Raw genomic sequence first — 26,424 nt, 5'->3', positions numbered from 1 at the left:
GGCGGCGCGCGGCGTCAAGCCGGGCGGAGGGTTGGGAGGGGAAGGCCCCCTTCGATATTCCGGCCTCGGGGCTGTTCGCGGGCCGCAAAAACGTGTATGCCGGAGAGGAACCGCTTCCGGGCCGCGCCCGGGAGAAGCCGAGGGGGAAGCTCATGCGTCTGGCCGTTCTTGCCGATATCCACGGCAACTCCTTTGCCCTGGCCGCCGTGCTGGAGCACGCCGCGCGCCAGGGCGCGGACCTGTTCGTGAACCTGGGAGACATCCACTACGGCCCGCTGGACCCGGCGGGCACCGCCGACCTGCTGGCCGGCCGACCCATGGTCACCATCGCGGGCAACCAGGACCGCCTGCTGCTCACGCCGCCCCCGGAGCCCGGCCCGACGCTGGCCTACGTCCTGGCCGCGCTGCCCGCCTGGGAGCTGACCCGCCTGGCGGCCCTGCCCTGGGCCATGACCCTGGAGGCCGGGGTGCTGCTGTGTCACGGCACGCCTTGCGACGACACCCGCTACCTGCTGGACGACGTGACCTCGGGCCGCCCCGTGCTCCGCCCGGCCGGGGACGTGGAGGCCGATCTCATGGGCTGGAACTACCCCCTCGTGCTCTGCGCCCACTCGCACATCCCGCGCGTGCTCGACACGGGCCGCCGTCTGGTGGTCAACCCCGGCAGCGTGGGCCTGCCCGCCTATGCGGACGACCAGCCGCCCCACGCCATGAGCTGCGGCTCGCCCCACGCACGCTACGCCGTGCTGGAGCGCACCGGGGCGGGCTGGCGCGCCGAGCTTTTTGAGGTCGTGTACGACTGGCAGGCGGCCGCCGCCCTGGCCGAGGCCAACGGTCGCGCGGACTGGGCGCGCTGTCTGGCCACGGGGGTGGCCGAGCCCCCGGCCCGCGACGCCGCTCCCGCCGCCCGGCCTGCCGGGCCCGGAGCCCGGCAAGGAGCTTCGTGATGCCCCGCCCCGTCTCCGTTCCCGTCTCCGCCCCGGCCCCGGATCACGACCCCGCCGCCGAACGCACCCGGCGTATAAAGGCAATGCGCGAGCTGCTGGCCCGCCGCCTGGACGCCGCCTCCCGCGAGGTGGTGCCCTGGTTTTTCGCCCAGATGCCCGACTACTACTTCCGCACCCACGGCGAGGAGGAGCAGGCCGCGCACCTGCGGGCCCTGGTTTCCGGCCAGGTGTTGACCCAGGGCCAGGTGGTGACCCTGGAAAGCCCCTGCGGCACGCGGCGCACGGTGCTTTCCCCGGGCGGGGGCATGGACGAACTGGCCGCCGCCGTGGCGGGCATGGCCCCGCGCAGCATCCTCGGCGCGCGTATGCTGCACACCCGCGACGGCCGTCTGCGCCTGGATACGTTCATCACCGCCCCGGCCCGCCGGGTGGACCCCGACGGCCCGGCCTTTGCCGCCGCCGTGGAGCGCGCGCGCGCCGAGGGCGGCCTGCCCGCCCGGCAGGCGGCGGAGTTCCGCCGCTTCCTGGCCGGTGCCACGGACGACTGCGTGCAGCGGTTCGAGGCCGGGCGCGCCATGCGCCACTTCGCCCTGTGGCGGCGCATCCGGGGCCGCGAGGGCGTGGAGGTGACCCTGGAGCCCGGGGTCTACCCGGCCCAGTCGCGGCTGGTGGTGGCCATGATGGAGCCGCCCGCCCGGGGCGCGCTGCTGGCCATCGTGCGCATCCTGCGCCGGGCCGGGGCCGAGGTCGCCCGGGCCTACGCCGACGTGTATGCCACGCCGCAGCGGCCCTTCTGCGTGGTCAGTATCTATCTGCCCGAGGACAGCCCGGCCCTGGCCCCGGAGCGCTGGGCCGAACTGGCCGCCGCGCTGCGCACGGTGAAGTGGCAGGCGCCGGACCAGCCCCTGGACGCCCTGCTGGGCGCGCCCGCCTTCACCCTGGCGGACGTGGCCCTGCTGGGCGCGTCAGCGGCCTTTGCCCACCAGTTCCTGCACGGGCTGGACCCTTACGCCTACACCACGGCCAACGTCGCGGCGGCGGTTCTCGGCCAGCCCGGGGCGGCCCGGGCCCTGTTGGACTATTTCGCGGCCCGTTTCGACCCGGCGGCGGCCCGGGGCCGCGCCCGGCGCGAGGCCGAGGCCCTGCGCGCCCTGCGCGCGGCCCGTGCGGCCATCGCGCCCGGCGCCTCGGGCGTGCCCGCGCGGGTCTTCCAGGTCCTGGAAACCTTCGTGACCCACACCCTGCGGACCAATTTCTACCTGGAGGGCCGCTTCGGGCTGGGGTTCCGGCTGGCCCCGGCGGTGCTGACCCGCCTGCCCGGCCGCCCGGGGCCCGGCGGCCATGCGGGCCCTCCGGGCACCGGCGCCGGGGGCGAGGCGCCCTACGGCATCTTCTTCTTCCACGGGGCGCACTATCAGGCCTTCCATGTGCGTTACCGCGAGATGGCCCGGGGCGGGGTGCGCATCGTGCCCACGGCGGACCCGGCGCAGTTCGAGCTGGAGGCCGGGCGCCAGTTCGCCGAGGTCACGGCCCTGGCCATGAGCCAGCAGAGCAAGAACAAGGACATCCCCGAGGGCGGCTCCAAGGCCGTCCTGCTCCTGGGCCCGGGGGCGGACCGCGACCTGGCCCTGAAATCCATGGTGGACGCCCTGCTGGACCTCATCCTGACTTCCAGGGCGGGGGGCAGGGAGCGCCACAGCCTGCGCCGCGTAACGGACCACCTGGGCCGCGACGAGGTCGTCTACCTCGGGCCCGACGAGAACATCACCCCCGCGCACATCGAATGGATCGTGGCCCGGGCCCGGGCCCGGGGCTACCGCTGGCCCGCCGCGCTCATGAGTTCCAAACCGCGCACGGGCATCAGCCACAAGCGCTACGGCGTGACCTCCCTGGGCGTGGTGATTTTTGCCGAGGAAATCCTGCGCCTGCTGGGCATCGACCCGCAGACCCAGCCCTTCTCGGTCAAGTTCACCGGCGGCACGCGCGGCGACGTGGCCTCCAACGCCATGCGCATCCTCATTCGCGACCACGGGCCCCGGGTGCGCATCGTTTCGGCCTCCGACGGCCACGGCGCCCTCTACGACCCGGACGGCCTGGACCACGGCGAGCTGCTGCGCCTGGCCGACGCGGACCTGGGCGTGGCCGAATTCGACCCCGGGCTGCTGCGCGGGGCGGGCGCCTTTTGCGTGCGCACCACCGACCCGGGCGGCGCGCGCCTGCGCGACACGCTGCACAACACCGCCGTGGCCGATCTGTTCATCCCCGCCGGAGGCCGCCCCGACACCATCAACGAGGACAACTGGCAGGACTTCCTGCTGCCCGGCGGGCAACCCTCGGCCCGGGCGGTGGTGGAGGGGGCGAACCTGTTCCTCTCGCCGGAGGCGCGCGACCGGCTCCAGGAAAGCGGGGTGCTGGTGGTCCACGGCGCCAGCGCCAACAAGTGCGGGGTCATCAGTTCGTCGTACGAGATACTGGCCGGGCTGGCCCTGTCCGACGACGAGTTCCTGGCCATCAAGGACGAATACGTGGCCCAGGTGCTGGCCATCCTGCGCCGCCGGGCGCGCGACGAGGCGCGGCTTCTGGTGCGCGAATACCGCGCGGCGGGCGGCGCCCGGCCCCTGACGGCGCTGACAGTGGAGCTTTCGCGGGAGATCAACGCCCTGGCCGACGCCCTGGACGCGGCACTCAAGGCCGGCTTGGGCGACGCGCGGGCCCTGCGCGACGACCCGGCGCTGTACGCCCTGCTGCTGGACTACTGTCCGCCGGTGCTCGTGGAGCGCTACGAGGAGCGGCTGACCGGGCGGGTGCCCCTGGCCCACGTCACGGCCCTGGTGGCGGCGCATGCGGCCTCGCGGGCGGTCTATGCCGAAGGCATCGGCTGGATGCGTGCCCTGGCCGGGCGAAGTGCGCCCCTGGAAGCCATGCGCGCCTATCTGGCCCAGGAGCGGCGGCTGGCCGGAATCATCGAAGGGCTGGCGGCCAGCGGCGCGCCGCAACGCGAGGCCGTGGAACGCATCCTGCGGGCCACGGGCCGCAAGTTCCTCACCGAACGGGCCCTGGGCATGGAGCCCGGCTAGCATGCCTTGACCCTGATGCGATCCATTCGCAGGAGTGGACCGGCCCCGGGTGCCGTTTGTGGAAACGATGCCCGGGGTTTTTTCATTCTCCGTTGGGGGTGGTGAAATAAGCTGGCTCCTGCTTCGGTGGGCAAAGCATGGCCTCGCGCCAGGGCACCCCGGCCCCGGCCCGGCCCGCCGCGTCCGGAGGCGACAACGACGCCGCCCGGCCCGGGGAGGACGCCCGGGCCGAAACCGTCAGACAAGTCACGAGGCCCGGCGTCACTGGGCCACATGGCAGGAAGGCTCGCCCATCGATCTGGAAGCTGTGGACGTATTGGAGGGCGGGGCAAAACGTCCGGGGTGCCGTCCAAGAGGGGGAAAGACAAAAAGCGGAATTCCCGCAGGACCGGAGCAGCTATGAGACTCCGCTCTGGCCAAAGACGTTGCGGTTTCCCCTCCGCAATGCGCACACCGAAACTGGTGCCCCTTCTGCCTCTGCGTGATTGAAAACCGAAGAACCCGGCCCGCCGGGTGACGCCCCGGCGGCACCTGGGGCGCGCAGGAAAAAGACGGCGGGAGCCCTGGGTTCCCGCCGTCTTTTCGGCTGCTGCGAGTCGTTCCTGGTGTTTTGCGGAGGCCTTCCGGGGTTTCTAGCGCAGGAACAGGCGTACCCCGGGTTCGGCACCGGCGGCAGGCGCCGGGGCTTCCACCAGTTGCATTCGCGCCGGGTCCGCCCCGCGTTCGACCAGGGCCTCACGGACCCTGCGCGCCCGCCGCTGGGCCAGGGCGGGCAGGTCATCCGACCCGGGGGCCAGATGCTCGCGCAGCATGCGCTCCATCTCGGCCACGGGCTGGTCGGCCACGAAGCCGAGCATGGTGGTCGGCTTGTCGAAGGGGGCCTTCTTGTAGGCCTCGGTCAGGGCGTCTTCGTATTCCTCGGGCGAGAGCGGGGTTTCCTCCACCGACGCCGGGGCCTGACCCTGGTCCTTGAGTTCGTTGTAGCGCGCCAGGCGCACGGCGCGGCGGAAGCGCCGCTCGGCCAGGGCGGGCAGTTCGCCGGGCAGGGCCACCCCGCCGATTTCCAGCACCAGCCCCGGGCGCTCGGCCAGGGCCTTGGCCACGGTGTCCAGCTTGGCCCGGCTTTCCGGGCCCAGTTCCGTCCGGCCCGGAACCATGACCAGGGTGTCCAGGTCCTGGCTGGCGCCGCCGCCGAACATGCTGCCGATGAGGGCGAAGGGCGAGGTCATGGCCTTGACCAGCAGGTTCATCACCGCCCGGAACACCACACGGCTCAGGCGGAACTCGGGGTCGTCCAGGTTGCCGCGCACGGGGATGTCCAGCACGATGTCGCCGTTGGAATCGCGCAGCAGCGACAGGGCCAGGCCCACGGGCGCGTCGCTGGCGCCCTCGACCTGCTGCTTCCGGCCCAGGTCGAAGCGGATCAGGCGCAGCAGGCTGTCCGCGCTTACGTCGCGCCCGGCCACGGTCAGGCGTGCATCGGCTTCGAGCACGCCGGTGCTTACGGGATGGGCGATGGCCCGCAGGGCGTAGGGCGAGAGTTGGGTCAGGTCCAGCCCGCGAACGGTCAGCCGCAAGGAGGGGTTCAGGCCCTGGTCCGTGGGCGCGGTGTTGCCGGTCAGCGCCAGGGGCGCGTGGCCGTCCAGGGTGGCCTCGGCGCTCAGGCTGGCCGGGGCGCCGGGCGCGGTGGACAGACCCTCCAGGCGCAGGGTCAGGTTCTCCATGGTCGAGGAGAAGGCGGGGCTCAGGCTCTGGTCGCGGAAGCGCACGGCTCCGCCGTCCACGGCCAGGGTGTCGAGGCTCAGAGTGAAGGGTTCGGGCGCGGGCGTAGCCTCGGCCCCGGGGCCGGGCGCGGCGGTGCCCTGTTCCTGGGCGGCGCCGGAGGCCAGCGCTTGTTCGGGCGCCTTTTCGGGCAGGCCCTGGGCGCGGCGGGCGATGCGCGCGAGGTTCAGGGTGCCGTCGGGCGCGACCACCAGCCGCAGTTCCGGTGCCTGTACATCCACCATGGCCACGGCCACGGAGCGGGCGGGCAGATCCACCCGGGCATCGCGCACGGTGAGGGCGGCCAGGGCGGCGGCGTCGCGGGGCTGGCCGGGATCGCGCAGCGCCAGCCCCTTGAGGCCCAGGCTCTCCAGGGCCGCTACGGGCTGCGGGGCGCCCAGGTCGGCCACGCGGACGGTCAGCCCGCGCAGGTCCAGGGCTTCCAGAGCCGCCAGGGGGCTGCCCCCGGCGCCCAGGGCCAGGCCGCGCAGGCCGCCGCCCAGGCGCAGGTTCAGGGCTGGCGCCCGGTTCCGCGTCTGGCCGGGTGCCTGGCCGGAAGCTTGGCCCGGGGCCAGGGGCTCCAGTTCGTAGCGCCCGCCGAGGGACAGTGTGCCCCGGTCCAGGCTCAGGGCCGAAGTTGCCGGGCTCGCGGCGAGGTAGGGCCCGAAGGGCGCCAGAGGCACGGCCTTCAGTTCCAGGTCGCCCGCAACGCGCGCGGGCAGGCCGCCCTGGGGCACGAGGCTGCCGCTCAGGAGCAGGCCGCCCGTGGCCCGGGCGTCGCCCAGAGCCGCGTCCAGAGTGTAATCCATGGTGTTTTGCATGGGCCAGGAGATGTCCGACAGCGTCAGTTCGTTCACGCGCAGGAGCAGGGCGGCGGGCGCGGGCAGGGTGCGGTCGGCGAAGCGCAGTTCCCACTCGCCCAGGTGCAGCCGCTCCAGCGTCGCGCTCCAGGCCGCTCCTGGCTCGGCCGGGGCGGACGGCGCGGCTGCGGGGCGGGCGCCCTGTTGCCCGTCGGGGGCGGCGAGCAGGGCCGCAAGGTCCACTTCGCCGGACTCCAGGCGCGTGGCGGCGAGGGCGGCGCCATCCAGGGTCAGGGATTGGACGCCGACCTGCCGCGCGGCGAGGTCCACGCGGCCTCCGGCCAGTTCCAGGCTGGTCAGGGTCAGCAGAGGGTCTGCGGCCCGGGGCGCGGCCAGGGCGAACCGGGCCAGCCCCAGGGAGAGCTTGTCCACCACCACCTGCACGGTGCCGTCGGACCCGGGAGCCAGCGTGCAGTTGGCGCCCAGGCGCAGGGTGCCCGAGGCCAGCCGCAGGGGCAGCAGGTCCGCGTAGTAGGGGGCGTAGGCGGGCAGGTCCAGCCCGGAGAGGCCCAGGCTGGCGTCCACGGCCAGGGGGCTCGCGGTGGCCGTTCCGGCGGCCACGAGTTGCTCGCCGTCCGCCGGGCCGACGGCCAGGGAGAAGGACGCCGGAAGGGCGGGGTCCGGGGCGCTGGTCCAGTTGTCCACGCTCAGGGCGATGGGCGCCAGGGTCTTGTGCAGGCGTCGGCCGCCGGGATGGTCAGTGAATTCAAGGCGCCCTTCGGAGACTTCCAACGCCGCGACCTCCACCGTGAAGCCGGACGGCGGCGCCTCGGCCTCGGGCGCGGCCTCGGCGTCGGCGGCGAGTTCGGCCGTGGCGTTGTCTGCTTCCCGGGAGGCGGTCCGGGCCGCCTTCGGCGTCGCCTCGGGCCCGGGGGCGGCCGGGGGCAGCAGGCGGGTCCAGTCCAGCCCGCCGCCCGCGTCGCGCTCCAGGGCCGCGTGGGGCCGCACAAGGCGCACCGCTGCCAGCCGCAGCAGGCCCTGGTCCAGGCTCAGGCGCTCCAGGTCCAGCTCCAGGCTTTCGAAGCCCGCCAGTTCGCGTCCGTCGGCCCAGGTCAGGTTCAGGCCGTCCACCCGGGCCGTGCCTTCCAGGGCCAGCCCGGGCAGCACGCCGCCCGAGCGCTCGAAGGCCAGGCGCATGTCCAGCGAGAGCGTACCGCCCGTGGGTCGCACTTCCGGCGGCAGGGGCGCGTAAGGCGCGTAGGCCAGCAGGTCCAGGGCGTCCAGGCGCAGTGAGAATTCCGTGCGCAGGGACTGGGCAAAGGGCCGGGTGCGGCCCGTGGCCTGCACGGCGGTGCCGTTGACCACCGCCCGCAGCAGGGGCTCCACGTCGCGCTCGGTGTCGCCGGGCAGGGTGGAGGTGAAGGGCACCACGAGGTCCAGGTGCTCCACGGTGTGCGTGCGGCCCGCGGGCCGGTCCTCGAAGATCAGCCCGCCGTCCTCGATGACGAAGTTGCTGACCACCAGGGGGAAGGGCCCGGCGGGGTCGACCTGGGCGGCGTCCTCGCGGGCCTGTTCGTCGCCCGCCAGCCGCCGGACGATGTCCGAGAAATTGTATTGCCCCTCGCCCTGGTGGATCAGATGGACCCTGGGCCCGGTCAGGCGCACCTCGTCCACCAGCACGGCCAGGCGCAGCAGGGAGAACGACGAGGCATTGACCTCCAGACTGCGCACGGACACGAAAGGCGCCGGGGCGGGCGCGGCGGTGGCGTTGGTTGTGGCGTTGGCTGCTGTGGTGGCTGCGGATGGAGCCGTGGCATTGGCCGCAGGTGCTCCGGCGTCGGCGGGCGCTCCGGCAGGGGCCTCGGCCACGGTCAGGCCTTCCAGGGTCAGCTTGTGGGTCAGGGGGTTGAAGCGCACGCGCTCCAGAGTCACGACGCGGCCCAGGGCCTGCCCGGCCTGGGCGGGCAGCACGGCGCGCAGCACGGCGGGCAGCACCAGGAAGCCGCAAAACAGATAGAGCGCCACCGCGGCGCAGGCCAGGGCGGCCCAGCGCCGCGCGCGCGGCAGGGCCCGCCAGCGGGCGCGCAGGCCGGGGCGCGGGGTGGACGGGGCGGGTGCGGACATGGAACTCCTCCTGGGAACTGGAAAACTCTCGGCAGGAACAGTCTAGCGTATTTCCGGGATGCTGAGAAGGGAGTGGGCCGGGTTTCGCCAACCGGGTTGCGTTCCGGCTCCGGCGGGCTCCGCCCGGTGCTTCGGGACCGCCCGCGGGCAAATCAGAGGTTTCCCCTTGGGGGCGTTTGTGCTATGGGCGACAATGCGCCGCGCGGCGGTTTTCCGTGCTCCGACGCGAGCCGGTCCTGGCGCAACCGGCCACATCCCGTCCCTCCCCCGCAACCAGCAACCGGCAGGTTCCCCACGCATGCTGCTCAACGAACACCAGAGCAAAAAACTGTTCGCCGAAGCCGGCCTCGACGTTCCCGAAGGCTTGTTGCTCACTCCCGCCACCCTGGAAACCGTACACCCCGCATTCCCCCTGCCCTGGTACCTCAAGGCCCAGGTGCCCGTGGGCGGGCGCGGCAAGGCCGGGGGCGTCGTGCGGGTGGACGCCGCCGCCGACTTGGCGCCCCTGGGCCGCAAGCTGCTGGAGATGCACATCGGCGGGCACAAGGTGCCCCTGCTGCGCCTGGAGGGCGCGGCCCGGGCCGAGCGCGAGTTCTATTGCTCCTTCGCCGTGTCGCGCCAGCGCGGCGGGCTGGTGTTCACCGTGGGCCGCCAGGGCGGCGTGGACATCGAGGGCCAGAGCGGGGACAACCTCCTGGTGCAGGACATTCCCGCCGGAGCCGGGCTCCTGGAATTCCACCTGCGCGCGGCGTTTTTCCACCTGGACGTGGACAAGGTCTGCTGGTCCACCTTCCGCGAGTTCGTGAAGACGCTTTACGCGGCCGTGCGCCACTACGGGCTGCTGCTGGCCGAGGTCAACCCCCTGGCGCTCACCGCCGAGGGCACCTGGACGGCCCTGGACGGCAAGGTCGAGGTGGACGACAACCATCTGGCCCTGCATTCGGACATGGAGCGCTTCTACACGCCCGAGCACGCCTCGCGCGAGGAGAACATCGCCCGCGAGGCCGGGCTGTCGTTCCACAGCCTGTCGGGGCGCATCGGGCTCATGGTCAACGGCGCGGGCCTGGCCATGGCCACCATGGACCTGCTGAACCACTCCGGCCTGCCCGCGGCCAATTTCATGGACCTGGGCGGCGCGGCGGACTACGACCGCATGCGCACGGCCATGGCCCTGCTTTTCGAGGATCAGGCCGTCACCGCCGTGCTCATCAACATTTTCGGCGGGGTGCTCTCGTGCGAGAAGGTCGCCCTGGCGCTCTCCGAGGCCCTGGAGGGCCGCCCCCCGGCCAAGCCGCTGGTGGTGCGCCTTGCGGGCAACCAGTCCGTGCGCGGCCGCGAGATCCTGGCCGGGCTGGCCGGCGAGCGGCTGACCATCGTGGGCGACATGAGCGCGGCCATCGCCCGGCTGAAGGAACTGGACGGGCAGGACGGCGCGGCGGCCCCGCGCCAGACCGGCGGACCCCTGAGCCTGGAGTTCGCCCCCGCGCCCTTCCCCCCGGCGCTGGGCTTCGAGGCCGGGCTGCCCGTGCTGGTTCAGGGGCTGACGGGGCGCACGGCGCAGCTCCACGCGCGGCTCATGCAGGGCTACGGCACGAACATCGTGGCCGGGGTCACGCCCTTCAAGGGCGGCCAGGAGGCCTGCGGGGTGCCGGTGTACAACAGTGTGCGCGAGGCCCAGCGCCGCCATGCGGCCCAGGCCAGCATCATCTTCGTGCCCCCGGCCTTCGCCCCCGAGGCCATCGTGGAGGCCGCGCGCGAGGGCCTGCGCTGGATCGTGTGCATCACCGACGGCCTGACCCAGCAGGACATGCTCTGGGTGCGCGAGCAGTTGCGCCTGACGGACGCGCGGCTCGTCGGCCCCAACTGCCCCGGGCTCATCGCCCCGGGGCGGACCAAGATCGGCATCATGCCCGACCACGCCTTCCGGCCCGGGCCGGTGGCCATCGTTTCGCGCAGCGGCACCCTGACCTACGAAACCGCCGCGCGCCTGTCCGCGGCGGGCATCGGCCAGAGCCTGGCCGTGGGCATCGGCGGCGACCCATTCGGCGGGGTGGATTACATCGAGCTGTTCGGGATGCTGCGTGACGACGCGAACACCCGGGCGGTGGTCGTTCTGGGCGAGATCGGCGGCAGCGCCGAGGAGGACCTGGCGCGCTGGGTCGCGGCCACGGGCTTCCCCAAGCCGGTGGTGGGCTTCATCGCCGGGCAGACCGCGCCCCCCGGCAAGCGCCTGGGCCACGCCGGGGCCATCCTGGAATCGGGCACGGGCGTGCGCTCCAAGCTGGACACCATGAGCCAGGCCGGGTTCGCCCTGTGCCCGGACCTGTCGAGCATCCCGGCCACCGTGGCCCGCGTGCTGGGGCTGTAGGCACCGCCCGGCGCTGCGGTACCGCTCAAAACTGACGGGCCCGCCAGGAACAATCCTGGCGGGCCCGTTGCGTTTTTGGCTGGGCGCGGCGGCGTCGGCGCGGGCCGCCCGGGTGCGCTCAGGCCTTTTGGGCCTTGGCCCGGGGCTTTTTGGGGGCAGGCTTTTCGGTGCCACCGGCGCCGTTGCCGTTGTCGGCCAGGGCCATGGCGGCCCACATGGCCGGGGGCTGGCCGAAGGCCTTCTCGGCCTCGCGGTAGCCCATGTTCAGCGCCTTCACGTTCACGTCCACGATCTTGGCGGGCAGGGATTCCTCCAGGCTCTTTTTGATGATCGAGCGTTTGGCGAAGGGCAGGAGGAAGGTCACCGCACCGAGCACGATGGTGTTCATGGCCTGGGGCAGGCCCAGGCGGTCGATGCTCATCTCCGTGAAGGGCAGGCCCAGGTACTGGTTGGTGGGAATCTGCTTGACCAGGGTGGTGTTCACCAGCAGCACGGCCTGGGGCTTCATCAGCGGGTAGTACTTGTTGCACGCCTCCTGGGACAGGGCCACCAGCAGGTCGATCTTGTCGGTCTTGGGGTAGCTGATGGGCCGGGTGCTGATGACCAGGTCCGTGCGCGAGGCGCCGCCCCGGGCCTCGGGGCCGTAGCTCTGGGTCTGGGCGACGTTGAAGCCGTGGCCCAGGGCCAGGGCCTTGCCCATGACCTTGCCCAGGGTGATGACGCCCTGGCCGCCCAGGCCCGAGAGGCAGATTTCAAAGCGGTCGATCTGGATGTCCGGTTTCATGGCCTACCCCTTTGCGAACTTGGCGCGCATGGCCGCGTAGCGGGTTTCCAGCGCCGGTTCGTGGTTGTCCACGAAGACGCCGATGGGGATGCGCCCGGCGCGCTTGTCCGGGTCGAGCTTCTCGTATGCCTCCAGGGGCGTGGCGGTCTTCTTGAGCCACTGGTACATGTCCACCGGCGACTTGAACTTGTTCTTGCGGCCGAACTGGGTGTGGCAGGGCGTGAGCACCTCCACCAGGCTGAAGCCCTCGTGGGTCAGGGCCTGCTGGATGAGCTTGTCCAGGGTCTTGACGTGGAAGACCGTGCCGCGCGAAACGAAGTTGGCCCCGGCCGCGCGGGTCATCTCCACGAAGTCGAAGGATTTCTCCATCTGGCCGTAGGGCGTGGTGGTGGACCAGCAGCCCAGGGGCGTGGCCGAGGAGCACTGCCCGCCGGTCATGCCGTAGATGAAGTTGTTGAGCACGAGCACGGTCAGCCCGATGTTGCGCCGGGCGGCGTGGATGAAGTGGTTGCCGCCGATGGACAGGGCGTCGCCGTCGCCCTGCACGACGATGACGTGCATCTCGGGCTTGGCCATCTTGATGCCCGTGGCCACGGTCAGCGCCCGGCCATGGACGGCGTGCACGGTGTTGAAGTCCACATACACGGCCACGCGGCCCGAGCAGCCGATGCCCGCCACCAGGGCCACGTCGTCCTTGGCGATGCCCAGGGCGTGGACGCTGCGGATCAGCGAACCGAGCACGATGCCGTGGCCGCAGCCCGGGCACAGCACGTGGGGGAACTTCTTGTCGTGGCGCAGGTATTCATGAATGAGCTGGGTGACTTCGGCCATGACTATCCCTTCCTGATGCTTTCAAGGATCTGCTTGGGCGTGATGATGTGGCCGTCGACGCGGTTGATGGTCCACACCGTGCTCGTGCCGGGGTTGACGCGTTTCACCTCGCGCGAGATCTGGCCCATGTTCATCTCGGGCACGATCACCGTGCGGCAGCGGCGCAAGAGGCCCTCCACCGCCGCCCGGGGGAAGGGGAACAGGGTCTTCAGGTCGATGAGCCCGGCCTTGATGCCGCGCTCGCGGGCCTGCTCCACGGCCAGATGCGCCGAGCGGGCCACCGAGCCGTAGGCCACCACGCCGACCTCGGCGTCCCCGGTCAGGAATTCGTCGGTGATCTGGATGTCGAAGAAGAACTGGTCGATCTTGCGGAACTGGCGCGAGATGGCCGCCGTGACCTCGTCGGGCTTCTGGGTCGGGTAGCCGTGGTCGTCGTGGGTCAGGCCCGTGGCGTGGAAGCGGTAGCCCGAGCCGATGGGCGGCATGGGCGGCACGCCGCGCACGGTCTCCTCGAAAGGTTTGTACCATTCCGGCGGCATGGAGGGTTGCAGGCGGTAGAGGATTTCCAGGTCCTTGGCCTGAGGCACGGTGATCTTCTCGCGCGTGTGCGCGGTCACCTCGTCCAGCAGCAGGATGACCGGGGTGCGGTATTTCTCGGCGAAATTGAAGGCCTTGACGGTCATGTGCAGGCAGTCCTGCACGTCGGTGGCCGAGAGCACGATGATGGAGTGGTCGCCGTGGGTACCCCAGCGGGCCTGCTGCACGTCGCCCTGGGCCGGGCTGGTGGGCAGGCCGGTGCTCGGCCCGCCGCGCATGACGTTGACCAGCACCAGGGGCGCCTCGATCATGCAGCCGTAGCCGATAAGCTCCTGCATGAGCGAGAAGCCCGGGCCGGAGGTGGCGGTCATGACCTTGCGCCCGGCCAGGGATGCGCCGATGCACGCGCCCAGGGAGGCGATCTCGTCCTCCATCTGGATGAACACTCCGTCCTCGGTCTTGGGCAGGCGCTCGGCCATGCCTTCCATGATCTCCGACGAGGGCGTGATGGGGTAGCCTCCGTAGAAGCTGCATCCGGCCAGCAGCGCACCCTCCACGACGGCCTCGGCCCCCAGGGCGAATATCTCCCTTGCTGCGGTCTTGCGTTTGGCGCTCATGGTCAGTCCCCGTTTTCCTGGGGGGGCCGGGCGGCCCCGTTTCTGGTCTTGCCCCTGGGCGTCACCACGATGGCGAAATCGGGACAGTGCAGCTCGCAGAAGCCGCAGTTGATGCACTCCTCCTCGCGCACGGCCCGGGCGCAGCCCGCCGTAACGTCGATCTCCAGCACCTTTGCCGGGCAGAAGGCCACGCACAGGCCGCAGGCCTTGCACCAGTCCGGATAGATGGTGATCCTGGTCTGTCCTTTCTTCGGGTTGGTCATGGGCTCCTCGCTGTCTCCCGAGCCGGGGCGCAGAAAAGGGGTGATCGCCCGGTGGCGATCACCCCTGACAAGCCTGGTTCATGTGCCCCGCGTGTGTCGCTGACGCATGGTAAGGTTCCGGAAAAGGTCGAGATTGCAACACGAATGCAAGCCGATGAACACCGGGTGTACCTCAAGCGGAAGACTATGGCAACCGCACGGGGGCGCTTTTCCGGGTTTCGGGCGCGGTTTATGGCTTTTTGGCCGCTCCGGGCCAGACCTCCATGCGCCAGCTCGTGGGCAGGTAGTACTTGGTGTGCGGGCCGAACCAGCGGTTGTAGAGCCGCATGTACTCGCCCGAGAGCCACAGCCGTTGCAGGGCGAGGTTCACGCGGTCGCGCAGGGCGGAGTCGTTCTGCGGCAGGCCCAGGGCGAAGGGTTCGTCGGTGATGTAGTCCCCGGCGATGGTCCAGGCGGCGGGGTCCTGGTCGGAGTTCTTCAGGCCGAGCAGGATGGTCGCGTCGGCGCTGATGGCGTCGACCTGCCCGCGCTTGAGGGCCAAAAAGGCCTCCGCGTAGCCCGGGAAGGGCAGCGGGCTGCACTCGGGCTGGGCCTCGCGCAGGGCCTGGGCCGCGAAGGTGTCCTCCACGACGCCCACCCGCCGGGCCGCGAGGTCCGCCGGGGAGCGCACGGGCGAGCCCGCGCGGGTCAGCAGCTTCTGCCCGTCCATGAAATAGGTGATGGAGAAGTCGAGGTCGGCCTCGCGCCCGTGGTGGTGGGTCAGGGTCGCGGCGATGCAGTCGATGTCGCCCGCCAGCAGGCGCGGCAGGCGCGTGGAGGGCGTGACGGCCACCAGCTCGGCGCGCAGGTCCATCTCCTGGGCCAGGGCCCGGCACAGGTCGGGCTCGAAGCCGATGATCTGCCCGCTGGCGGCGTCGGCAAAGGCGAAGGGGATGATCGCGTCGCGCACGCCGCAGCGCAGCACGCCGCGCTGGCGGATGGCCTCCAGGCGGCCGGGGGCGCCGGGCCGGGTCGGCGCGGGGGCGGCCTCGGGGCAGGGCGGGCAGGGCGGGGCCGGGGCGCCGGACGCCTTGGAGGCCCCGGGCGCGGGGTCGCTGCCGCAGCCCGCCAGGGCCAGCAGCGCCAGGGCCGCCAGCAGGGCGGCCAGGGCGGCCAGGGGGCCGCGCGGGGCTCGGGGCAGGGGCATGCAGGCTCCGCAGGGTTGGGGTCCGCCCGCCGGGTGCGGGCACAGTGCGGAGTTGTCGGTCATGGACGCGCGGCTGTCAAGGCGCCGGGCAGGGTGAAGCCCGGCTGCAACGCCGACCGCGCGGAAGGGGGCTGCCGGGGGCTTCAGTCGTCGCGGGCGGCCACCAGCCGGGCGCGCAGGCCCCGGGCGGCCAGCTCGCGGGCGTAGTGCTCGGCGCGCTGCTGGTCGGCAAAGCGCCCCGCCACCATCTGGACGGTGTTGGCCTCGTCCCAGACCCAGACGCATTCCGCCGGGGTCACGCCCAGGGCGGCGGCGTGGCGGCGCAGGGCCTCGCGGGCGCGCTCGCGCTGCCCGAAGTCGGCCGGGTCCAGCGCCTCGCCGCAGACCAGCACCCACCAGCGCCCCGGCGCGGCCACGGGCAGCGGGCCGCCCCAGGTTGTTCGCGCCGTGCGGCTCATCTGGTCGATGATGGACTCGATGTCGTGGGGTTGGAGCATGGCGGGCCTCCGGATGTGCCCAGGATACGGTGCCGATTGCCCATTATGCGGCCAGGGGCCGGGCGCTGACAACAGGAATTTGACGCCGCCCGGCCCAGGCACTATATCGTTGCATGGCGCACCCGCACCGGGCCGCCACCACTTCCCCGGAGAAATCGCCATGCCCGCACGCCGTTTCGCTCCGCCCCGGAGCATCCGGGCGGGGCTGCCGTTTCTGGCCGCCCTGGCCCTGTCCGTGCTCCTGGCCGCCTGCGCCACGACGCCCTACACCGGCCGCAGCCAGCTCATTCTCGTCTCCACCGGGCAGGAGGCCAAGCTCGGGGCCGACGCGGCCAAGGAGGTGCTCTCCAAGGAGAAGATGAGCACCGACAAGGCCAAAATCGAGCGCGTGCGGCGCATCGGCGAGCGCATCGCCGCCGCTTCGGAGGTCGAGCAGGCCTGGGAGTTCCACGTGGTGGACAACGACGAGATCGTCAACGCCTTCGCCCTGCCCGGGGGCAAGGTCTTCGTGTATACGGGGCTCATGCGTCTGGCGCGGTCCGACGACGAGCTGGCCGCGGTCATCGGCCACGAGGTGGCCCACGTGACCCTGCGCCACGGCGCCGAGCGCATGAGTCAGTCCATGGCCCTGGGCCTGGGGCAGCAACTGGCCGCGACCCTGTACGGCGGCTCGTCGGCCGGAGCCCAGGCGGCCATGGTCGCCTTCGGCATCGGGGCCAACGTGGGCGTGCTGCTGCCCTATAGCCGGATCCACGAATACGAGGCCGACCACGTGGGGCTCCTCTACATGGCCAAGGCCGGATACGAGCCCGGGGCGGCCCTGGACTTCTGGGAGCGGATGCTCGCCCACAGCGAGGAATCGGGAGGGAAGAGGCCGCCGGAGTTCCTGTCCACCCACCCGGCCACCGCGAACCGCATGGAGGCCATCCGCGAGATGCTGCCCGAGGCCCGCAGCCACCTGCCGCGCAAGGGGCAGGCCGCACCCGGGGCTCCGGGCGCGGCGGCCAGCCCCGCGCCTCCCGCCGCCCCGGCGGGCACCCTCTGACCGACGGCTGAAAACATCGGGCTCCGCAGGCCGTTCAGCAATGGTGCGGTGCAGGGGTGCGGGAGAACCCAGGGCGCGCATGGGCATATAATGCACTGCGCGCCCTGGATTTTTTCGCTTCTTTGCGCCTCGCCGTCGGGGGCGGTCCGTTAGGCTCCGGCCCCGCCCCGCCCGCGCGGGCGCGTGGACAGCCGGTTGTAAACGGCCAGAATCTCCAGTTCCCAGCGCGCGCGTTCCAGGGCGGCGGCCACCACCTGGCGCGAGGTGCGCCCGGCGAAGCGCCCGGCCTCCTGACGCGTGCGCACCCATACGGCCAGGTGCGAGTCCAGGTGCAGCAGCAGCAGGCGGGCGGTCTGGTCGCCGGACAGTTGCAGCGAGCCGAGGGTCGTGCCGTCCAGGGCCAGCAGGCGGCCCAGGAATTCGCCGTCGCGGTTCTGGTCGCTCCCGGAGCCCGGCGGGCAACTGCGGCGCAGGTCGGCCACCAGATCGCGCACCGGGCGGGCCTGCACGGCTTCCAGGGCCTTGGCCAGGGTCGCGGCCTGGGCCTTGGCCGCCGCGCCGCCCACGCCCAGGCGCTCCAGCGCCTCGCGCGTTCCCGGCGCCCCGCGCAGCAGGTCTTCGGAACTCACGCCCCCCGCGCGTCCGCCCAGGGCCGACACCGCGAAGTACACCGGCTTGATGCGGGTGGACACGGCCTGCTTCAGTTCCTTGGATTCCAGACAGGCGTTGGCGAACAGCAGCAGCCGCCCCGGGGAGGTGAACACCCGGTCCAGGGTCAGGCGTGCGTCGCGCAGGCCGTCGAGGTAGGCGGCGTCGGCCTTGAGGGCGGTTACGTCGGCGGGCAGGCGCGGTTTGGCCAGCACGGCGGCCAGGGCCGTCAGGCGCTGGTCCGTCAGGGCTTCCAGGGCCTGGCGGGCGTCGTCGGCGTCGGCGGTGTCCAGGCTGTGCAGCAGGGCGCGCAGGGCGCGCAGCACGGACTCGGTCAGGTCGCGTTCGGCCTGCTCCAGGGCCGGGCGCGGCGCGCCGGGCACGATGGCCAGGGCCAGGGCCAGGTAATGGTCCAGCCTGCGCAGGTTGGCTTCCAGCAAAATGCCGCCCGGGGCGATGAAATTGCGGCCCAGGCCGAGGATCAGGCACATGCGGTCCAGCCGCCCGGTGATGTCGCGGGCCACGTCGGGCGGCAGGGCGATCATGGCCCGTTCCTTTTCCTCGCGCTCGGCCTCGCGCTGGGCGGCCGCGTCCTCGGCGGTCAGCCGGTTGTAGCGGCGCACGGTTTCCAGGGTCTGGCGGGCCCAGGCGCGCAGGGTACCCAGCAGCCTGCTTCCGGCCTCGGCGTTTTCCAGAGGCTCGGGGGGCAGGGCGGCCACGGCCTGGGCCAGCAGGCGCGCCAGCGGGTCCGCCGGGGGCTGGCCCGTGTTCAGGGCCGCCAGGACCTGGCGCAGCCGGGGTGCGGCCGGGCCGCGCAGGGCGGGCAGGGCCAGGGCCAGCAGGGCCCTGGGCTCCAGGGCCGGGGCGTCGGGGTGCCCGGGCTGGTAGAGGGCGCGCAACAGGGCCCGGTCGGCCTCGCCCGCAGGCCCGGGGTCGGCGGGCATGGCCGCCAGACGGCGCACCAGTTCGCGCGGGGCCATGGCCCGCAGTTCGCGCAACTCGGCCTCCAGGGGCGCGCAGGTCTGGGCCCGGCCCAGGGCGCGCAGGGTTTCGCGCAGGGGGTGCAGGGTCCGGTCGGGGTGTTCCAGCAGGGCGTCCAGCCCCGGCGGATCGGGCGGACGCAGGGCGCCCACCACGGCGTCCAGGGCCCGGGTCAGGGGCGCCAGGGCCTGTTCCAGGTTGGCTTGGGCCCGGGGCGAGCGCAGGGCCAGACGCAGGGTCCGGGCCATGGCCAGCCCGTCCCCGGCCAGGGCGGGCGGCTCGGCCTGCCCGTCCAGCAGGGCGGTGACGGCCTCCAGGTCGGCCTGGGCCGCCTTTTCGCTGAGGCGCGGCCGGGGGCGCGCGGCCAGGGCCAGGGCCGCCGTCTGGTCGGCCTCGGTGACGGCCGCCAGGGCCCCGTCCACGGCCGGAGCGTCCACCGTCCTGGCTTCGAACAGGGCGCCCAGGGCCAGCAGGGCGTCCACCAGCCGGCGCGCACCCGCGGCCTGGGCGTCCAGCAGCGGGTCGCGGGCGATGACGCAGGCCACGTCCGGCCCGGGGAAGGCCGCGTCCAGCGCCAGCAGCAGGTACAGGGCCAGGCGCTGCGCGTCGTCGGGCACGCGCGAAACGCTCTTGACCACGAAATCCGCGCCCAGGCCCAGCTCCAGGGCCAGGCGTTCCAGGCGTGCGTGCACGGCCTCGAAGGTCTCCTGGGGCAGGCGCTCCTGGCGCACCTGGACCCAGGTCTCGCCACGCCAGGCGTAGCTGCTCAGAATATTTTCGCCGCGCAGGACGAAGGCGGGGGCGGCGGGGTCGTCGCCGGTGTCCAGGGTGAAGGTGTCGCCGCGCAGGGCCAGGCAGCGGCCGGGTTCCAGGCCCCAGGCCAGCAGGCGCTCGGGGCCGAAGACCGCCCCGGCCAGCCCGCGCAGCCCCGCCAGCCGCAGGTCGCCGCCGTGGCGCAGGGGCGGCGGCTCCTGGCGCAGCATCTCGTGGTGGATGACCAGATCGCCGTCCACGATCAGGCGGTGGGTGAAGGTTCTGGCCACCACGCGTGCGCCCGGGGCCATCAGCGCCCCCCGCACGCGTTTGATGTCTTTGGGGATGTCCAGGTTGCCCACGTCGTCGGAGAGCACCAGATCGGCCAGCCAGGTGCCCTGGCGGAAGAGGATGCCGATTTCGCCGCTGTCGGGGTCGGGCCCGATGCGCGTGCGCGCGGCCAGCGATTCGAGAAAGCGCGTCCACACGGCGCGGTTGGCGGGGGTGTCGGCCACGCCCGCCCCGGGCAGGAAGCCCACGGCGTAGCCGCCGGGGCCGTCGCCGCCCAGGCGCAGTTCGCGCAGGGGCGCGGCCTGGGGCTGGCCGCCCTGGGCGCGCTCCACGGCCAGGGCCGCCAGCCGCGCGGCGCGGGCCGGAGCGCCCCCGTCGGCAAGGCCCAGCCGTTCCAGGGCGCGCAGGGAGAACACTTCGAGCTGCCTGCGGGCCTCGCCTTCGTCGCCGCGTTGTTCGATCAGGCGCAGATAGGCCGAGGCGATTTTTTCCAGCAGGCGGCTTTCCAGGGATTTCTTGATGGTCATTGCTCTCCGGGCCGGATGGGTCGTGGGCAGGGCGGCGCGGCGATGGTAGGGCCTGCCCGGGGCGGGCGTCAAGGGGCAGGCGGGCGGCGGGCGCGCAATCGCGCGCCGCTCCGGCGCGTTCGCGTGCTAGGCCTCGATCATGGTGCCCTGATAGAAGAGCAGGTCGCCGTCGTCGTCGCGGATGGCGCGCACGTTTTCCACCACGTCCAGCTCGGAGCCGTCCTTGCGGCGCACCCGGGCCGGGAAGCCGCGCACGACATCGCTTGCGCGCATGGCCTCCAGGAAACGTTCGCGATGGCCGGGCTCGGAGTAGATTTCGCGGCGGATGCTGCGCACCGAGTCGGTGACCTCGGCCGGGGAGGCGTAGCCCAGCAGCCGGGCCAGGGCCGGGTTGGCCAGCACGAAGCGTCCCAAAGGCGTGCTCACGTACATGCCCTCCACGGCGTTCATGAAGAAATCACGATAGTTGGATTCCGCCCGCCGCAGGGCTTCCAGGGCGCGCATCCGGGGGGTCAGGTCGTTGTAGACCGCGTAGACGCCCACATTGCCCTCGGGCAGGGCCACGGGAATGCCCACAGCCGAAATGTGGACGAGGGAGCCGTCCTTGCGGCGGCGGGTCGATTTGAGTTGCGTGACGTGGCCCTGGCGCAGCCGTTCGGTGACGGCGCGGAACTCGGCCAGCTCGGCCTCGGGCACGATGAGGTCGGCCAGATCCCGGCCCCAGGCCTCGGCCTGGGTGTAGCCGAACAGGGCCTCGAAGGCCGGGTTGACCCTGGTCACCAGCCTGCGGGAATCGAGCACGGCGATGGCCACGGGCGAGTTGTGGACCAGCCCGCTCTGCATGGCCAGGGCCAGGGCGCCTTCGCGGCGGGCCGTCCCCTCGCGGCGGGCCCGCCAGGCCGCCAGGGGCAGGCGGTCCAGTTCGGCCTGATCGAAGGCGTCGAAGGCGCCCAGGCGCACGGCCAGCATGGCCCGGGGCCCGGAAAGGCCCGGGGCGAATGCCACGAAGGGCGGGTGCCCGGGCGCCGCCGCCAGCAGGGCCGCCAGTTCCACGGGGTCCAGGTCGTCCAGGCCGGGGTCGCCCAGCAGCAGGTCGCGCGGGGATTGCAGAGCGGCGCGCAGCTCCTCGCGGGTGCGCACGGCGGTCAGCCGCGCCGGGCAGTCGCCTTCGGCCAACAGGTGGGCCACGACCGCCTCGTCCGTGTCGGGGCGGGCCAGCAGCAGGGTATCCAGCAGGTCGGTCATGAAAATATGCCTCAAAAAGTTGACCGGAAAGGGAATGAGGTGTCCACGCGATCACGATGCCACAGTTGCGGCGTTCTGGCTACTGGCTGGCGAAAAATCCTCGCCAGTCGCCCCCGGTGTTGCCTTGGACGGCCCGGGAGGGTACACAGGCCCCACCCGGCGCAGCCCGTCGGGCAACGCCAAGCACGCCAAGCGATGGACGATTGATGCGCACGCAATTGGAAAAGAGCCTGTGTTCGGGCCGGGTCTGCGACCTGACCCCGTTCCTGGTGATGGAGGTTCTGGAGCGGGCCCAGACCATGACCCGCCAGGGCATCGACGTGATCCACCTGGAGGTGGGCGAGCCGGACTTCGACGCGCCCCCGGCGGTGGTCGCCGCCGCCGACCGCGCCATGCGCGACGGCCATACCCACTACACCCACAGCATGGGCCTGCCCGAGCTGCGCGAGGCCGTCTGCGAGCACTACCTGGACCGCTACGGCGTGAGCGTGGACCCCGGGCAGGTGATCGTCACCGGCGGCACTTCCCCGGCCATGCTCATGGCCTTCTGCGCGCTTTTGGAGCAGGGCGACGAGGTGGTCGTCTCCGACCCGCACTACGCCTGCTACCCCAACTTCATCCGCTTCGCGGGCGGGCTTGTGCGCAAGGTGCGCGTGCTCGAGGAGGACGGCTTCCAGTATCGCCCGGAGGCCATCGCCCAGGTGCTCGGCCCGCGCACCAAGGCCGTGCTGGTCAACTCGCCCTCCAACCCCACGGGCAACCTGCTTTCGCCCGAGCGCATGCGCGCCGTGGCCGACCTGGGGCCGTGGGTCGTTTCCGACGAAATCTACCACGGGCTGGTCTACGAGGGCACGGAGCACAGCATCCTGGAGTTCACCGACCGGGCCTTCGTGTTCAACGGCTTCTCCAAGCTCTACGCCATGACCGGCCTGCGCCTGGGCTACGTCATCGCGCCCCGGGCCTTCGTGCGCGGGCTTCAGGTCATGAGCCAGAATTTCTTCATCAGCGCCAGCGCCCCGGCCCAGTGGGCCGGAGTGGCCGCCCTGCGCGAAACGGCAGCCGACGTGGCGCGCATGCGGGCCGTCTACGACGAGCGGCGCCGTTTCATGATCCGCCGCCTGAAGGAGATCGGCTTCGGCATCACCGTGGAGCCCACGGGCGCCTTCTACGTGCTGGCCAACGCCGCGACGCTCAACCCCGGGCGCGCGGCGGACTCCCTGGCCCTGGCCTTCGACGTGCTGGACAAGGCCCACGTGGGCGTGACCCCGGGCATCGACTTCGGCGAGGGCGCCCAGGGCTACCTGCGCTTTTCCTACGCCAATTCCATCGAGAACATCGCCCGGGCCATGGACCGCCTGGAGCGCTACGTGGCCGAGCACCTGCGGGCCTAGGAGGAAACGCCATGCCGCGCAACATCGTGCCCAAGAACGCCATGATGCGGAAAGCCGAGATCCAGGACGCGCAGCGGACCATGGTCTTCCGCCACGGCGCGGGCACGCCCGGCGGGGAACTGGGCGGGCGCCACGTCTTTTTCGTCGGCCTGCGCGCCAGCGGCAAGACCACCCTGGGCGCCGAGGTGGCCCGCAGGCTGGGCCGCCCCTTCGTGGACCTGGACACCCTGATTCAGGAGCGCGCCGGGACCAGCGTGGCGGCCATTGTGGCCCAGGGCGGCTGGGAGGCCTTCCGGCGCCTGGAAACCGAGGCCCTGGCCGAGGTCTGCGCCCGGCCGGAGCCCACGGTGGTGGCCACCGGGGGCGGCGCCGTCCTGGCCGAGGCCAACCGCGAACTGCTGCGCCGGGGCGGGCCGGTGTTCTTTCTCATGGCCACCACGCTGCTGGTGGTCGAGCGCCTGACGCGCGACCAGGACCCGGCCCTGCGCCCGCCGCTGACCGAACTGCCCCTGGCCGGGGAAATGGGCGCCCTGCGCGAGGAGCGCGACCCGCTGTACATGCAGGTGGCCAACTTCGTGCTGCGCGCCGAGGAGCCGACAAGCACCCTGGCCGCCGAGGTGCTGGACCGGCTGGCCCTGGTGGGCCGGTAGGCCTCCCGCCCCGGTCCCCTTCCGGGCCCTTCCCGCAGGCGCGCGAACGCGAAGGCGCCGCCCCTCCCCGCGCGGGGAGGGCGGCGCCTCGGTTTTTCCGCTCCGGGCGGCGGCCGACGCGGCGGGCGCGCCCGCCGGGGCTAGCGCACCGTCAGTTCGCCGTCCTCGGCGTCCACGGTGACCTCGCCGCCGTCGGCGATGGTCCCGGCGATGAGCGCCTTGGCCAGGGGCGTTTCCACGCGGTTCTGCAGGTAGCGCCGCAGGGGCCGGGCGCCGAAGCTCGGCTCGTAGGCCTGATCGACCACCAGGTCCTTGGCCGCCTCGGTGAGCACCAGGGTGATCTTGCGCTCGGCCAGCCGCCGCCGCAGGCCCGAGAGCATCAGGTCGATGATCTCCTTGAGCTGCGCGGCCAGCAGCGGCGTGAAGAAGACCACCTCGTCCACGCGGTTCAGGAACTCGGGCCGGAAGTGCCCGCGCAGCTCGCCCATGACGCGCTCGCGCACGCCGGGGCGCAGCTCGCCCGTTTCGCTGATGCCCTCCAGCAGGTACTGCGACCCGAGGTTGGAGGTCATGATGACGATGGTGTTCTTGAAGTCCACCGTGCGGCCGTGGCTGTCGGTCAGCCGTCCGTCGTCCAGCAGTTGCAGCAGGGTGTTGAACACGTCGGGGTGGGCCTTTTCCACCTCGTCGAAGAGCACCACGGAGTACGGCTTGCGGCGCACGGCCTCGGTGAGCTGGCCGCCCTCGTCGTAGCCGATGTATCCGGGAGGCGCGCCGATGAGCCGGGCCACGGTGTGCCGTTCCTGGTATTCGCTCATGTCCAGGCGGATCATGTTCTCCTCGGTGTCGAACAGGGCCTGGGCCAGGGTCTTGCACAGCTCGGTCTTGCCCACGCCGGTGGGGCCGAGGAAGATGAACGAGCCGATGGGCCGCCCGGGGTCCTTGAGCCCCGCGCGGGCGCGCAGCACGGCGTCGGACACGGCGCGCACGGCCTCGTCCTGGCCGATGACGCGCCGGTGCAGCTCGTCGGCCAGCTTGAGCAGCTTCTCGCGCTCGCCTTCGAGCAGGCGCGTCACCGGGATGCCCGTCCAGCGGGCGATGATCTGGGCCACGTCGTCGGGGCCGACCTCCTGGCGGACCAGGGTGCAGCACTCCTTGCCCTCGGGCCCGGCGGGGCTTGCGGCGAGGCGGGCCTCCAGGTCGCGCAGGGTGCCGTACTTGAGCTGGGCGGCGCGCTCGTAGTCCGCCGCGCGCTCGGCCTCTTCCATCTCGCGGCGCACGTCCTCGATCTGGCGCTTGATTTCGGCCACCCCGCCGATGGAGGCCTTCTCGCGCTCCCACTGGGCCATGAGCGCGGCCTGTTCGGCCTTGTGGTCGGCCAGTTCCTTTTCCAGCTTTTCCAGGCGCTCGCGGCTGGCGGCGTCGGTTTCGCGGCGCAGGGCCTCGCGTTCGATCTCAAGCTGCATGACCTTGCGGTTCAACTGGTCCAGCTCGGCGGGCATGGAGTCGATTTCCGTGCGGATCATGGCCGCGGCCTCGTCGATGAGGTCGATGGCCTTGTCCGGCAGTTGCCTGTCGGGCAGGTAGCGCTGGGAGAGCACGGCGGCCTCCACCAGCGCGGCATCGGCGATGCGCACCCCGTGGTGGACCTCGAAGCGCTCGCGCAGGCCGCGCAGGATGGAGATGGAATCCTCCACCGTGGGTTCGTCCACCAGCACGGGCTGGAAGCGGCGCTCCAGGGCAGGGTCCTTTTCGATGTACTTGCGGTACTCGTCCACGGTGGTGGCGCCGATGCAGTGCAGCACGCCGCGCGCCAGCATGGGCTTGAGCAGGTTGCCCGCGTCCATGGCGCCCTCGGTCTTGCCCGCGCCGACGATGGTGTGCAGTTCGTCGATGAACAAGAGGATGCGGCCCTCGGACTTCTCCACCTCCTGGAGCACGGCCTTCAGGCGCTCCTCGAACTCGCCGCGGTACTTGGCCCCGGCGATGAGCGCGCCCATGTCGAGGGCGAAGAGGGCCTTGTCCTTCAGGCCCTCGGGCACGTCCTTTTTGAGCACGCGCTGGGCCAGGCCCTCGACGATGGCCGTCTTGCCCACGCCCGCCTCGCCGATGAGCACCGGGTTGTTCTTGGTGCGCCGCGAAAGGATGCGGATGCAGCGGCGGATTTCCTCGTCGCGGCCGATGACCGGGTCCAGCCGCCCGGCGCGGGCTTCCTCCACGAGGTCGCGGCCGTATTTCTTCAGGGCGTCGTAGGTGCCCTCGGGGTTGTCGGAGGTCACGCGCTGGGAGCCGCGCACCTTGCCAAGCACGCCGAGCATTTTTTCGCGGTCCAGCCCGAAGCGGGCGTTGACCCGCCCGGCTCCCGTGGAGCGCGGCTCGTCGAGCAGCGTCAGGAACAGGTGCTCCACGCTGACGTACTCGTCCTTCATGTTGCGGGCGAGGTCCTGCGCGGCGACCACGGCGCGGCTCACGCGCTCGGTGACGTAGATGCTCCCGGGCTGGGCCCCGGGGCCCGACACGCGCGGCAGCTTGTCCAGCTCCTGCTCCAGGGCCTTGGCGTAGGCCTGCGGGTCCGTGCCCGCCTTTTCCAGCAGCGAGGGCACGAGCCCCTTGTCCTGCCGGGCCAGGGCCAGCAGCAGGTGCTCGGCATCCACCTGCTGGTGGCCGGACTTCACGGCCAGGCTCTGGGCCTCGGCCAGGGCCTCCTGGCTTTTCTGGGTCAGCTTGTTCAGGTCCATATGGTTTCTCCTTGGGGGGCGGTCGGCGCGCCGGTCAGCGCAGGCCTTCCAGTTCCCGAATCTTGCTTTCCAGCGTCTCGATGCGTTCGAGCAGATCGACGATGATCGTGCCGCCCACGGTGCTTACGCCCAGGTCCAGGCACAGGCGCTCCAGCTTGCGGGTGCGGTACACGTCGCGCACCCGGAAGAGGTACAGCTCCTGGCTGGTCCGCCGGGGATCCAGCCAGCCCAGGTCGATGAGTTCGCCCAGGCGCGAGGGGTGGATCTGGGTCTGCTCCACGAACTGCGCCCAGGATACCATTTCCGACGGCTCGGGCAGGCCGGGGCCGCAGGCGTTCAGGTCGGTTTTGTCGTCGTGCATCG

General features: G+C 72.1%; 17 protein-coding genes. 6 read left to right on the top strand and 11 right to left on the bottom strand.

The window, feature by feature from the left end:
- Nucleotides 1-152 precede the first annotated feature (152 nt).
- Complete coding sequence (locus tag ACZ5KV_RS03895; protein ID WP_464241034.1) at nt 153-947, top strand: metallophosphoesterase family protein; 795 nt, start codon at nt 153-155, stop codon at nt 945-947.
- A gap of 83 nt (nt 948-1,030) precedes the next feature.
- Nucleotides 1,031-4,024 carry an NAD-glutamate dehydrogenase domain-containing protein gene (locus ACZ5KV_RS03890; RefSeq protein ID WP_464241033.1) on the top strand — a complete coding sequence of 998 codons (2,994 nt, stop codon included), beginning with the start codon at nt 1,031-1,033 and terminating at the stop codon, nt 4,022-4,024.
- Nucleotides 4,025-4,656: 632 nt separating this feature from the next.
- On the opposite strand, the gene ACZ5KV_RS03885 is transcribed toward ACZ5KV_RS03890, so the two are convergent.
- Nucleotides 4,657-8,709, bottom strand: a complete 4,053-nt coding sequence (locus tag ACZ5KV_RS03885; RefSeq protein ID WP_464241032.1) for a DUF748 domain-containing protein — start codon at nt 8,707-8,709, stop codon at nt 4,657-4,659.
- Nucleotides 8,710-9,007: 298 nt separating this feature from the next.
- On the opposite strand from ACZ5KV_RS03885, the gene sucD reads away from it, so the two are divergent.
- Nucleotides 9,008-11,077, top strand: coding sequence for a succinate--CoA ligase subunit alpha (gene sucD, locus ACZ5KV_RS03880; RefSeq protein WP_464241031.1), 2,070 nt, complete (start codon nt 9,008-9,010; stop codon nt 11,075-11,077).
- 118 nt (nt 11,078-11,195) lie between these two features.
- Here the strand turns inward: sucD and ACZ5KV_RS03875 are convergent, their stop codons facing one another.
- From ACZ5KV_RS03875 to ACZ5KV_RS03850, 6 genes are all read right to left on the bottom strand, one after another.
- The gene (locus ACZ5KV_RS03875; protein WP_464241030.1) at nt 11,196-11,861 is read right to left on the bottom strand and encodes a 2-oxoacid:acceptor oxidoreductase family protein; all 666 of its coding nucleotides are present in this window, start codon (nt 11,859-11,861) and stop codon (nt 11,196-11,198) included.
- Nucleotides 11,862-11,864: 3 nt separating this feature from the next.
- On the bottom strand, nt 11,865-12,692 hold the full coding sequence (locus ACZ5KV_RS03870; RefSeq protein ID WP_028588545.1) for a 2-oxoacid:ferredoxin oxidoreductase subunit beta: 828 nt from the start codon (nt 12,690-12,692) through the stop codon (nt 11,865-11,867).
- A 2-nt stretch (nt 12,693-12,694) separates the two neighbouring features.
- Entirely contained in the window at nt 12,695-13,846 is a 1,152-nt protein-coding gene (locus ACZ5KV_RS03865; RefSeq protein ID WP_464241029.1) for a 2-oxoacid:acceptor oxidoreductase subunit alpha, read from the bottom strand.
- 2 nt (nt 13,847-13,848) lie between these two features.
- Nucleotides 13,849-14,109 carry a 4Fe-4S dicluster domain-containing protein gene (locus tag ACZ5KV_RS03860; RefSeq protein ID WP_464241028.1) on the bottom strand — a complete coding sequence of 87 codons (261 nt, stop codon included), beginning with the start codon at nt 14,107-14,109 and terminating at the stop codon, nt 13,849-13,851.
- A 229-nt stretch (nt 14,110-14,338) separates the two neighbouring features.
- Entirely contained in the window at nt 14,339-15,295 is a 957-nt protein-coding gene (locus ACZ5KV_RS03855; RefSeq protein ID WP_464241027.1) for a transporter substrate-binding domain-containing protein, read from the bottom strand.
- Nucleotides 15,296-15,438: 143 nt separating this feature from the next.
- The gene (locus tag ACZ5KV_RS03850) at nt 15,439-15,792 is read right to left on the bottom strand and encodes a hypothetical protein (protein WP_464241026.1); all 354 of its coding nucleotides are present in this window, start codon (nt 15,790-15,792) and stop codon (nt 15,439-15,441) included.
- Between the two features lie 160 nt (nt 15,793-15,952).
- Between ACZ5KV_RS03850 and ACZ5KV_RS03845 the strand changes: the two genes are divergently transcribed.
- The gene (locus ACZ5KV_RS03845) at nt 15,953-16,837 is read left to right on the top strand and encodes a M48 family metallopeptidase (protein ID WP_464241025.1); all 885 of its coding nucleotides are present in this window, start codon (nt 15,953-15,955) and stop codon (nt 16,835-16,837) included.
- Nucleotides 16,838-16,986: 149 nt separating this feature from the next.
- On the opposite strand, the gene ACZ5KV_RS03840 is transcribed toward ACZ5KV_RS03845, so the two are convergent.
- Together ACZ5KV_RS03840 and ACZ5KV_RS03835 are read right to left on the bottom strand one after the other, a co-directional pair.
- Entirely contained in the window at nt 16,987-20,037 is a 3,051-nt protein-coding gene (locus ACZ5KV_RS03840) for a hypothetical protein (protein ID WP_464241024.1), read from the bottom strand.
- A 126-nt stretch (nt 20,038-20,163) separates the two neighbouring features.
- Nucleotides 20,164-21,282, bottom strand: a complete 1,119-nt coding sequence (locus tag ACZ5KV_RS03835; RefSeq protein WP_464241023.1) for a PAS domain-containing protein — start codon at nt 21,280-21,282, stop codon at nt 20,164-20,166.
- A gap of 206 nt (nt 21,283-21,488) precedes the next feature.
- On the opposite strand from ACZ5KV_RS03835, the gene ACZ5KV_RS03830 reads away from it, so the two are divergent.
- On the top strand, nt 21,489-22,673 hold the full coding sequence (locus ACZ5KV_RS03830; RefSeq protein WP_464241022.1) for a pyridoxal phosphate-dependent aminotransferase: 1,185 nt from the start codon (nt 21,489-21,491) through the stop codon (nt 22,671-22,673).
- 11 nt (nt 22,674-22,684) lie between these two features.
- On the top strand, nt 22,685-23,323 hold the full coding sequence (gene aroL, locus ACZ5KV_RS03825) for a shikimate kinase AroL (protein WP_464241021.1): 639 nt from the start codon (nt 22,685-22,687) through the stop codon (nt 23,321-23,323).
- Nucleotides 23,324-23,463: 140 nt separating this feature from the next.
- On the opposite strand, the gene clpB is transcribed toward aroL, so the two are convergent.
- Together clpB and ACZ5KV_RS03815 are read right to left on the bottom strand one after the other, a co-directional pair.
- The gene (gene clpB / locus ACZ5KV_RS03820; protein WP_464241020.1) at nt 23,464-26,061 is read right to left on the bottom strand and encodes an ATP-dependent chaperone ClpB; all 2,598 of its coding nucleotides are present in this window, start codon (nt 26,059-26,061) and stop codon (nt 23,464-23,466) included.
- A 34-nt stretch (nt 26,062-26,095) separates the two neighbouring features.
- Nucleotides 26,096-26,422: a chaperone modulator CbpM gene (locus tag ACZ5KV_RS03815; RefSeq protein ID WP_464241019.1), complete on the bottom strand. Its 327-nt coding sequence runs from the start codon at nt 26,420-26,422 to the stop codon at nt 26,096-26,098.
- Nucleotides 26,423-26,424: the final 2 nt, after the last annotated feature.

This window comes from Desulfocurvus thunnarius (assembly GCF_055390965.1).
The sequence above is the reverse complement of the archived record's forward strand: the minus strand, read 5'-3'. Positions and strand labels throughout refer to the sequence as shown.

Bases quoted from the DNA above. Each gene is read 5' to 3' on its own strand.
- ACZ5KV_RS03895 (WP_464241034.1), top strand. From the start codon at position 153: ATGCGTCTGGCCGTTCTTGCCGATATCCACGGCAACTCCTTTGCCCTG.
- ACZ5KV_RS03890 (WP_464241033.1), top strand. From the start codon at position 1,031: ATGCGCGAGCTGCTGGCCCGCCGCCTGGACGCCGCCTCCCGCGAGGTG.
- ACZ5KV_RS03885 (WP_464241032.1), bottom strand. From the start codon at position 8,709: ATGTCCGCACCCGCCCCGTCCACCCCGCGCCCCGGCCTGCGCGCCCGC.
- sucD (WP_464241031.1), top strand. From the start codon at position 9,008: ATGCTGCTCAACGAACACCAGAGCAAAAAACTGTTCGCCGAAGCCGGC.
- ACZ5KV_RS03875 (WP_464241030.1), bottom strand. From the start codon at position 11,861: ATGAAACCGGACATCCAGATCGACCGCTTTGAAATCTGCCTCTCGGGC.
- ACZ5KV_RS03870 (WP_028588545.1), bottom strand. From the start codon at position 12,692: ATGGCCGAAGTCACCCAGCTCATTCATGAATACCTGCGCCACGACAAG.
- ACZ5KV_RS03865 (WP_464241029.1), bottom strand. From the start codon at position 13,846: ATGAGCGCCAAACGCAAGACCGCAGCAAGGGAGATATTCGCCCTGGGG.
- ACZ5KV_RS03860 (WP_464241028.1), bottom strand. From the start codon at position 14,109: ATGACCAACCCGAAGAAAGGACAGACCAGGATCACCATCTATCCGGAC.
- ACZ5KV_RS03855 (WP_464241027.1), bottom strand. From the start codon at position 15,295: ATGCCCCTGCCCCGAGCCCCGCGCGGCCCCCTGGCCGCCCTGGCCGCC.
- ACZ5KV_RS03850 (WP_464241026.1), bottom strand. From the start codon at position 15,792: ATGCTCCAACCCCACGACATCGAGTCCATCATCGACCAGATGAGCCGC.
- ACZ5KV_RS03845 (WP_464241025.1), top strand. From the start codon at position 15,953: ATGCCCGCACGCCGTTTCGCTCCGCCCCGGAGCATCCGGGCGGGGCTG.
- ACZ5KV_RS03840 (WP_464241024.1), bottom strand. From the start codon at position 20,037: ATGACCATCAAGAAATCCCTGGAAAGCCGCCTGCTGGAAAAAATCGCC.
- ACZ5KV_RS03835 (WP_464241023.1), bottom strand. From the start codon at position 21,282: ATGACCGACCTGCTGGATACCCTGCTGCTGGCCCGCCCCGACACGGAC.
- ACZ5KV_RS03830 (WP_464241022.1), top strand. From the start codon at position 21,489: ATGCGCACGCAATTGGAAAAGAGCCTGTGTTCGGGCCGGGTCTGCGAC.
- aroL (WP_464241021.1), top strand. From the start codon at position 22,685: ATGCCGCGCAACATCGTGCCCAAGAACGCCATGATGCGGAAAGCCGAG.
- clpB (WP_464241020.1), bottom strand. From the start codon at position 26,061: ATGGACCTGAACAAGCTGACCCAGAAAAGCCAGGAGGCCCTGGCCGAG.
- ACZ5KV_RS03815 (WP_464241019.1), bottom strand. From the start codon at position 26,422: ATGCACGACGACAAAACCGACCTGAACGCCTGCGGCCCCGGCCTGCCC.